At 29.0% G+C, this 8,185-nt stretch carries 9 protein-coding genes; 1 reads left to right on the forward strand and 8 read right to left on the reverse strand.

Going from position 1 to position 8,185, the window contains the following annotated elements:
• Window positions 1-144: 144 nt before the first annotated feature.
• Window positions 145-1,362 carry a replication initiation protein gene (locus HALSAC_RS0103360; protein WP_027339076.1) on the reverse strand — a complete coding sequence of 406 codons (1,218 nt, stop codon included), beginning with the start codon at window positions 1,360-1,362 and terminating at the stop codon, window positions 145-147.
• 500 nt (window positions 1,363-1,862) lie between these two features.
• Window positions 1,863-2,129, reverse strand: coding sequence for a hypothetical protein (locus HALSAC_RS0103365; RefSeq protein WP_027339077.1), 267 nt, complete (start codon window positions 2,127-2,129; stop codon window positions 1,863-1,865).
• A gap of 193 nt (window positions 2,130-2,322) precedes the next feature.
• Here HALSAC_RS0103365 and HALSAC_RS0103370 point away from each other — a divergent pair, with 193 nt between their 5' ends.
• Entirely contained in the window at window positions 2,323-2,880 is a 558-nt protein-coding gene (locus tag HALSAC_RS0103370; protein WP_027339078.1) for a hypothetical protein, read from the forward strand.
• Between the two features lie 49 nt (window positions 2,881-2,929).
• Here HALSAC_RS0103370 and HALSAC_RS0103375 read toward each other — a convergent pair whose 3' ends face one another.
• The 6 genes from HALSAC_RS0103375 to HALSAC_RS14905 form a co-directional block, all read right to left on the reverse strand.
• Window positions 2,930-3,283 (reverse strand): hypothetical protein, encoded by a 354-nt coding sequence (locus tag HALSAC_RS0103375; RefSeq protein WP_027339079.1) that lies wholly within the window; start codon window positions 3,281-3,283, stop codon window positions 2,930-2,932.
• A 10-nt stretch (window positions 3,284-3,293) separates the two neighbouring features.
• A complete protein-coding gene (locus tag HALSAC_RS14900; RefSeq protein WP_051412058.1) occupies window positions 3,294-4,466 on the reverse strand; it encodes a ParM/StbA family protein in 1,173 nt (390 codons plus the stop codon).
• Between the two features lie 169 nt (window positions 4,467-4,635).
• Window positions 4,636-4,998, reverse strand: a complete 363-nt coding sequence (locus tag HALSAC_RS0103385) for a DUF6788 family protein (RefSeq protein WP_027339080.1) — start codon at window positions 4,996-4,998, stop codon at window positions 4,636-4,638.
• Between the two features lie 116 nt (window positions 4,999-5,114).
• Window positions 5,115-5,297, reverse strand: coding sequence for a helix-turn-helix domain-containing protein (locus tag HALSAC_RS0103390; protein WP_027339081.1), 183 nt, complete (start codon window positions 5,295-5,297; stop codon window positions 5,115-5,117).
• Window positions 5,298-6,216: 919 nt separating this feature from the next.
• Window positions 6,217-6,381 carry a hypothetical protein gene (locus HALSAC_RS17005; protein ID WP_156924132.1) on the reverse strand — a complete coding sequence of 55 codons (165 nt, stop codon included), beginning with the start codon at window positions 6,379-6,381 and terminating at the stop codon, window positions 6,217-6,219.
• 243 nt (window positions 6,382-6,624) lie between these two features.
• A partial coding sequence (locus HALSAC_RS14905) for a methyl-accepting chemotaxis protein (RefSeq protein WP_051412059.1) occupies window positions 6,625-8,185 on the reverse strand: 1,561 nt, incomplete at its 5' end.

Consider the following 8,185-nt stretch of genomic DNA (forward strand, 5'->3'; position numbering starts at 1 on the left):
GTGCCAAGCCTTTGATCCTAATATTTTAAAATCTTTGAGGTTCATAACTATCAATTCTCAACTCTCAACTGTTTTTAACTGCCTTTGACCTTTAAGCTTTTAAGCTTTTAAGGTTTATAATTCTTAACTCTTAATCCTTAACTCTTAATTAAAAAGAAGCTCTTCCAACTCCTCTCTAATTTCATCTTGTAAGCTTCCCACTATATACTCTTCTCTACTTGGTCTTATATTCTCAGGTACAAACCTAGCCATCCTATCATACTCATCATCATATTTATCTAACTCTTTCTTAGATAAATCATTATACATCTTAACGGCTTTCTCTTTAGACTTCTTCTCTATATTATCTTTAATCTGCTTCTTTAGCTTCTCCTCCTCTGCTTTTTTCCTAGCCAACTCCCTTTCTTTCTCCTTCTTCTCCAGCTTAGCTGCAGCATAATGCCCACTATCACAAGAAGCCTTCAAAAACCCAAAGAAATTATCAGGCTTAGCCCCCTTAGCATACTCTATATCCCCTTTTATGTACTCAAAGCTATGATTGTCCAGCAAATCCTTTAACTCTCTCTTATGGGTTTCTACCTGCTCCTCTTTAGGAAGAATTTCAAACAGCTCCAAAACTTCTTTAGAATAATCCACCTTCTTAACCCTAACTTCACTTTTAATCTTTTCTTTCTTTCTCTCAATTTCAAAATCAATAAAAGCAATCCTTCTACCTCTCTTTTCGGTAGAATAAGATAACTTAATATCCGTCTTTTCTGATATTTCTTCACAAGCTTTATCTAAAACATACTTTTTAAAATCGTATACTCTCTCATAATCATCTTCAGTATTAGTTATCTCTCTAACCTTCTCAATACTCATTTTAGGTATCTTGTACTTTTGATAACGAATTGCCAATTCATAAAAAATAACTGAGTATTGACTAGATAAAGATTTAAGCATAATAAGATTTAAAGGTGTGAAATAATTTTGATCCCTCAAAGATTTAACAACATTACCAAGAAGCATATATTTATACTTTCCATCCTTCTTCTTTATCTTAGGCAATATACTAAATTTATCCCAATCAATACGATTATCTTCATTACGAACTGTTGCTACTATTCCCATTAAATCCTCTAATTCTTCTTCAATGTAATTAAGATCTTTAATTTTTGCTCCAGCCATACTATGTACTATCTCACAATCTACTTCAAAAGAATATACTTTATCTTCTACTATCTCTTCTAAATTAGAAAATTTAACTTCATTTTGTGCTATTTTTAAAAAGACATTATAAATTTTCCTTTGAATTAAAGTAACCTTACCTTTGGTTTTTAATGCAATAAGTTGATTTGGCTTATTTAATAACTCTTTTTTCATCTTTTATATCCTCTTTCTTATTTGATAACTAAATCATACCATGTTATAACGAAATAAACAAATAAAAACCTCGTTACATCTCCCTGATTTCTCGTTTTATCCCCCTAAAAACTCGTTTCTTTCACCTAAAATCTCGTTTTATATCCCTAATTTCTCGTTTTATTTCTCTCTAACCCCTTGATTTAATAGGGTTTCTAGGACCCTAAAGATATATAAGATATAAAAGATATACAACAACTACAACAGAAAAACTATTATATAATCCACATAATCATCATCCTTATATCTGTTGTTGTTAAATATTTTAAACAAAAAAAGATAAAGAACATAAGTTCTCTATTTTTGAGAAGAAGAGAAATCTCACAGAATTTCTCTTCTCATTTTTCCTTCGAGGATTTTTCACGTTACTTTATCGTCAAAGAGCCTGCAAAGTCCTACTCCATTCAGTTACCTAATACCTAATTTTTTATAATTATTAATCCTTAATTCTTAACTACTATCTAATCCAACATCTGCTTAGGTATCTGGCTAGCCTGATCTAAAGCCTGTAAAGTAGCATCAGCCATATCCAAATAATCTTTTACCTTCTTTACATTATCATTTAAAAATTTAAACTGCTTAGCAAACTTATCAGTATTACTAAAAAAAATAAATAATATCACAAGAAGTAATAACAAATCATTACTTAATATACTTTGGTTTAAAGATCCCTTATTTTTAACTTGATCTTCTTCTAATTGAAATTCATCTAAAGGCTCCTTATTCATAAACTATACCTCCCTTCTAAAAATATTTAATCTATAAATAAATATCTTTTAACTTCAATAATCTTTAAAGTCTATCATCCCCTCAAACCATACACTTCTTTCCCTATATCATATGAAAAAATATAGAAATCGTGATATTTTAAGTAATTTTCAGTAATTTAATTAATATAGTTATAGAAAGGAGGCGAACTATATGTATCAAGATGAATATTTATTTCTTCCAGAAGCAAAAACCGTCGACAAATTACTAAGTATCCTTAATATTCAGTCTCAACAACAACTAGAGCCCAACTCACTCATATCCATCTTAGGACTATTAAATTTATTAAATATAGTCAGTATAGCTCAGGAATCAAACTCACCTAGCCCATTAAATAATTTAATTCCATCAAACTCCAATAATATAGATACTCAACAAATACAAAACCTAATTCAAAAGCTAAATAACTCAACAAATTCCAATACTCAAAACCCTAACAATAATCTATTAAATACACTAACTTCTCTTCTAGGTCAAAGCAATAGCCAAGGAAGCCAAAACTCTTTAGGCTTAGATAATATACTTGGTATGCTCAATACTAATAGTAATAATAATACCAATGGAATAGACCCAACAATAATACTTAAATTAATGAATCTACTTGGTCAATTAAAATCAACTAATAAAAAAGAAGAACAAGAAGAGGATAGTCAAGAAAATAATACTCCCGTTAAATCTGAGCCCTACGATTATGAATACGATGAAGAATAAAGATAAAAGAAGTCAGCTGATAATTATCAGCTGACTTCTTTTATCTTTATTAAAATTGATCCAACAGATTAAGAACTTGTTCAGTCTTTACCTCCTGTTCATCACCTTCATAAACAGTCTGGCTCTCCTTATAACTAAAGTTCATTCCTTCATCTTTTAAGGACTTAAGCAACATATTATTCTCTTCTATCAATCTTTTTAGATCTTTAAAATTACTATCACTTAATCCTATGCCTTTAACTTCATTACTATAATTTTTTTCAAGCTTAAGATACTCCCTAATTGCATTTCTTAAAAAAGCAGATTTATTTTCACAACCCTCTAATTCCTCTTCAATTTTTGCAATCTCTTCTATACTAAAATACTTATCTGTTATCCTAACACTTAGGCATAATTTAGACATATTATCACTTCTAACCTTGGTTTGCTACAGATTTATTTTTTATCTTATTCTTATCAATAGCATTAATTTTTTTCATCTTTATCTTATTTTTCAACTCATTTTCTCTTTTTCGCTCCAAAGCTAGTCCTAACTTTAAATATCCACGACAATTACTAAATTGAGGGTTTTGATTTATTCTCTCACATGGAAAATCTGCTAGATACTCATTAACCTTATCAAAGAGTAATATAGTAGCTCCCCCAGTAATCAAGACTCTATCAATCATCAAATAAGATCCCCATCTATTTTTAATCTGTAAGGCAATATCTCGTGCTAACCTATCTATAGCTTGATCTTTAATTGCCTCAAAGTTATAAGTCTCATTTCTAACTTTTATAAAATCATTTCCCTCTAAAATAGCCCTTTTTATCAAATCCTGAGCAATATCTATATCCAAAGAATCTTGAATCTTCTTAAAAATCCTAGTCCTAACTCCATCACTAAAAGAAATTGGAGAATCTTTAATTAACTCTCCTTCATTAAAAGCAACACAGTCAATAGTTAGTCCACCCAAATCAATTATTCCAAAGCCATCCTCTATATTTTTACTAACCATACCTTCACTATTCATTACAAAATCATAATAAGAAGCTAAACCTTGAGGTATAATAGTAGCTTTTCTAATTTCAATTTCCTTTTCAACAAACTGATTACTGACATTACTAATCTTAATCTTAAAATTATTCTCCAGTTTATTTTTAAAAAACTCCTTATGATTCTCATAATACTTAATTGGAAGTCCAGTAATTAAATTTCTAATGCTTACCTTATTTGCTTTAGGAAATAAAAGAGATATACCAGCTAATAACTTAGCAAACTCTTCTGGTTCCTCATACTTCTTATCAGATAAAGAATAACTTACAGAAGCAGACCTTTGATTAAGTACATAATCTCCTACTCGATAAATCCTATTAGCACTCTCCTGCTCACCTAACCCTTCTTCTAATTCAATAATAATCTTCTTTGGATCAAACCTATCATTAATACTATCCTTGTTAATCAAATCAAATGATCTTTCAGACAAGATCCCCTCTTCTTCCTCTTCAGCCAAAGAAGGAAAGATAATTTCCTGATCTTTAGCCATCATCTTTACAGAATCATAACCTAAATCTACCCCTATAACATTTACCTTCTGAGTTCTCATATATAAACACTCCCTTAAAAATATATTTTATTCTCTCTTTTGTAATAAATTTACATCTACAAGAGTATTATATATGTTATGGATTTTTTTGTCAATGATTTTGTATAAAAAGTATACGTGAATATAAAAGATAAGAGATCAACTGCATACAAAATATACAGATGATCTCTTATCTTTTATAACCTAACCTATTATCCTTATTCTTTCTCATTAACTGACTAAGACCTTTAATCTCATCAAGCTCCTCTTTAGCTTTCTTTCCAACATATTTTCTCTTCCCATTTTTATAACTATACCAATAGGGACCATGACCCACATTCTCTACTTTACACTTCTTACAATTATCCTTATTACAAAAGACCTTCTCTAACCTAAAGTAAACTCCATATTCATTAGTATAACTATCTACCAACCTCTTCTTACTCTCTTTAGCTTTCTTTTTTTTATAAACCTTATTTACTAAAGACCGTGCTTCTTTTAACTCATTTAAATCAAGGTCTTTAAGAAACTCTTCTAAAAAATAAAAGTCCATCTTGCCCACATCCTCCTAAGTCTTATGACTATTAATCTTCACTTTGAATAATTTATCTTTATTAAAAATATAAGATAAGCTAAATAAAAGAGCATAGTAACCTATGCTCTTTTATATTAACTTTGCTGTTGAGTTAATTTATCATTTAAGAAATTATCTAGATCTTTCTTTCTTACAATCCACTTACCACCCAATTTAATTCCAGGTAATTCATTATTATTTAACATATTATAGATTGTAGTCTCACTACGGTTTAAATACTCAGCCACATCTTTAACAGTAAAATTTTCCTTATTCAACTTACTCCACCTCCCCTATTCTTAAATAAATTAAGTAAAATCTATAGCTTATATACTTATAATAATTATCTTGTTATAATATTGAGCAATTGGTAAAAATATCACTATGATTTCATTATACTTCACTTTAGCCTAAATTTCAATAAAATTAATTAAAAAAAATATATAGACCAATTTACCTTCTATATCTAAAGAAAAACCTAATATACCTTATTGAAAATAAAATGTTCATTAAATTAACCTATCCTTACGCTTTAAACCTTTTTTAAAATATAATTAAAACAATTAAATAATAAAAAGCTAATATTATTAATATAATTTCATATCTTTATCTGTATACTTACATATACATAAAAAATATCCTCTTTTTCATTAAAATAATATAAAAAAACAATTTAATCTTATATAAAATTATAAATACAAGATTAAATTTATACATTGTAAACATTCACTTCTTAATAAATATTGCTTCCCCTTATAAAAAATAATCTACTCTTAGATCAAAGAGCTTTAAAGTATAATTTCTAATCCAACCGTACTAAAATCTATTTACTTAAAATCAAAGATAATCTTTAGATCGATATTTTTAACTATTTTAGATAGTATCAAAAGAACCTGCTAATTTACTGCTAGAGATTTATTAAAAATAAACAAAATTAATAACAATCTATCATCTAAACTCATTTTTTCATTTATACAAAAGTTTACTATTAGATTAGCCCTTCCTTTACTAACAAAGATTATAATCCACATCTTTTCTTATATAAAGCTAAAGATATAAGATTAAATGTAAACATTGTAAACATAAAACTTCAACTTCAATCATTTATCCATTACTCTTGGTACAAAATAATTAGAGTAACCTAAAAAAGAGGTATGTAATAGAAATTTCTATTACATACCTCTTTTACTTATATATTCAGCCTCTTATGTTAAATATCATTAGAGATTTCTTATCCAAACGAGACTTATAATCTCCAGAACTAAAAAAAGACACCTTATTAACCGAATTTGAATTACTTACAGTATCCTGATTACTATGAAAAGTTCGCTGATAATCTACTTCTCTTCTCTTTACTCTCATCAGTGTATCCCCCTTTAGATCAGATTTTAGACCAAAGAACAAATACTTTGTTGTCTTTCATAGATATCCCAATAGTGTTCCATTAAATTAGTTTTAATAAGTCTTAGAATCTCCTTTAATCAATCCCTCCCCAATGACTTTTTACCATCTCTATAATTATATTATACCAATAAATAATACAATTTCCAATAGAAAAACTTTAAAAATTCCATAAAATCTCAACAAACAACATTCCAATTTAATCTATATTTTAAATTGCGCTATCAACTCTTGTAACTCTTGAGCCATTTGGGCCAACTGTTGCGAAGAATTAGATATCTCATTAGACATATTACCTATATCTTCAGTTGCACTTACTATTTCATCACTATTTTGGGCCAACTCATTACTTGCTTTAGCAGTCTGTTCTATCTGTAAAGATGTTTCTTCTACTGACTTCTTAATGTTTCCAAACATTTCTCCTGTCTTTTGAGCAATCTCTTGACCTTTTTTAGCTTTAACTTCAACCTCTTTAACCTTTTCAATCCCCTCTTTAGATTGTTCTTGAGTCCTATTAATTAAGTTAGAGATCTCTTCTGTTGCTTTAGCTGTTTCACTTGCCAAAGATCTGATCTCATCTGCTACTACAGCAAAACCATGTCCATGCTCTCCAGCCCTAGCAGCCTCAATAGCAGCATTTAAAGCTAAAAGATTAGTTTGCTCTGCTATATTAGTTATCAATTCAACTATCTGTCCAATCTCCTCTGAATTATCATCTAAATCTTTTATAACCACTACCGTTTCTTCAATTACTCCATTTATCTCTTTAATACTTCTGACAGTCTCTTCAATATTTTTACTACCTGTAGTAGTCTGCTCAATAGCTCCTTCAGAAAAGCTAGCAACTTCCTGTGAAGATGCTGAAATTTCTTCTATCCCTGCTGACATACTTTCAATTAATCCACTTGTAGTCTCTATACCTACATTACCCTCCTGAGCTGAAGCTGATAGTTCTTCGCTATATGCTGATATATTTTCTATACTATCATTAACCTTACTTATCATCTCTCTCATAGAAAAGTTTATTTTATTTAAACTTTTTGTCAATCTGCCTATCTCATCTCTTCTTTTAGTAAATTTATCTTCAATATTTCTAGTAAAATTACCTTTAGCCATTTTTTCACACTCTTCTACTGTACTTTCTATAGGAGTAGTAATACTATTGGCAATTAGATAAACAAAAATAATAGAAATTATTAAAAACAACAATGAAATTATTATTATTAATAATCTAAGCCTATACATCCCTTCTAATACTTGGCTAACAGGAGCAGTTACACCTATATTCCATTCCATATCATCTAGTTGATTATATCCTATAAAAAGATCGTGCCCTTCAAATGAGTATTTCCTAAAACCAGATTCAGAATTAATAACTTCATTGGTCATATCAGCTAAACTTCTTAGACTAGGGTCTGATTTTACTTCCTCTAAAGGGTTAAATTGCTCCATAACTAAGTCCATATCCCTATGAGCAACAACAGTTCCTTGACTATTTAGCATATATGCATATCCTCTTTCACCAACTTCTATATCACTAACTATATCTATTATATCACTACCTAACATTCTGGCTATTAAAGCTCCTACAATTTGACCATCATTTTCAATTGGTGTTGCTGCCATGGCCACTGGTGCATTGATAGCTCTACTTATTATCATATCAGAAATATTTGAATTACCTGCCAATGCCTCTTGAACATACCCTCTATCCTCTAGATTTAATTCATTTCCATCAATATATCTTGCTCTACCATCTAAATCA

It is taken from the genome of Halonatronum saccharophilum DSM 13868 (assembly GCF_000517025.1).
GTDB lineage: Bacteria > Bacillota > Halanaerobiia > Halobacteroidales > Halobacteroidaceae > Halonatronum > Halonatronum saccharophilum.

Excerpts from the sequence above, each read along its gene's own strand:
- HALSAC_RS0103360 (WP_027339076.1), bottom strand. The coding sequence starts at position 1,362 with ATGAAAAAAGAGTTATTAAATAAGCCAAATCAACTTATTGCATTAAAA.
- HALSAC_RS0103365 (WP_027339077.1), bottom strand. The coding sequence starts at position 2,129 with ATGAATAAGGAGCCTTTAGATGAATTTCAATTAGAAGAAGATCAAGTT.
- HALSAC_RS0103370 (WP_027339078.1), top strand. The coding sequence starts at position 2,323 with ATGTATCAAGATGAATATTTATTTCTTCCAGAAGCAAAAACCGTCGAC.
- HALSAC_RS0103375 (WP_027339079.1), bottom strand. The coding sequence starts at position 3,283 with ATGTCTAAATTATGCCTAAGTGTTAGGATAACAGATAAGTATTTTAGT.
- HALSAC_RS14900 (WP_051412058.1), bottom strand. The coding sequence starts at position 4,466 with ATGAGAACTCAGAAGGTAAATGTTATAGGGGTAGATTTAGGTTATGAT.
- HALSAC_RS0103385 (WP_027339080.1), bottom strand. The coding sequence starts at position 4,998 with ATGGACTTTTATTTTTTAGAAGAGTTTCTTAAAGACCTTGATTTAAAT.
- HALSAC_RS17005 (WP_156924132.1), bottom strand. The coding sequence starts at position 6,381 with ATGAGAGTAAAGAGAAGAGAAGTAGATTATCAGCGAACTTTTCATAGT.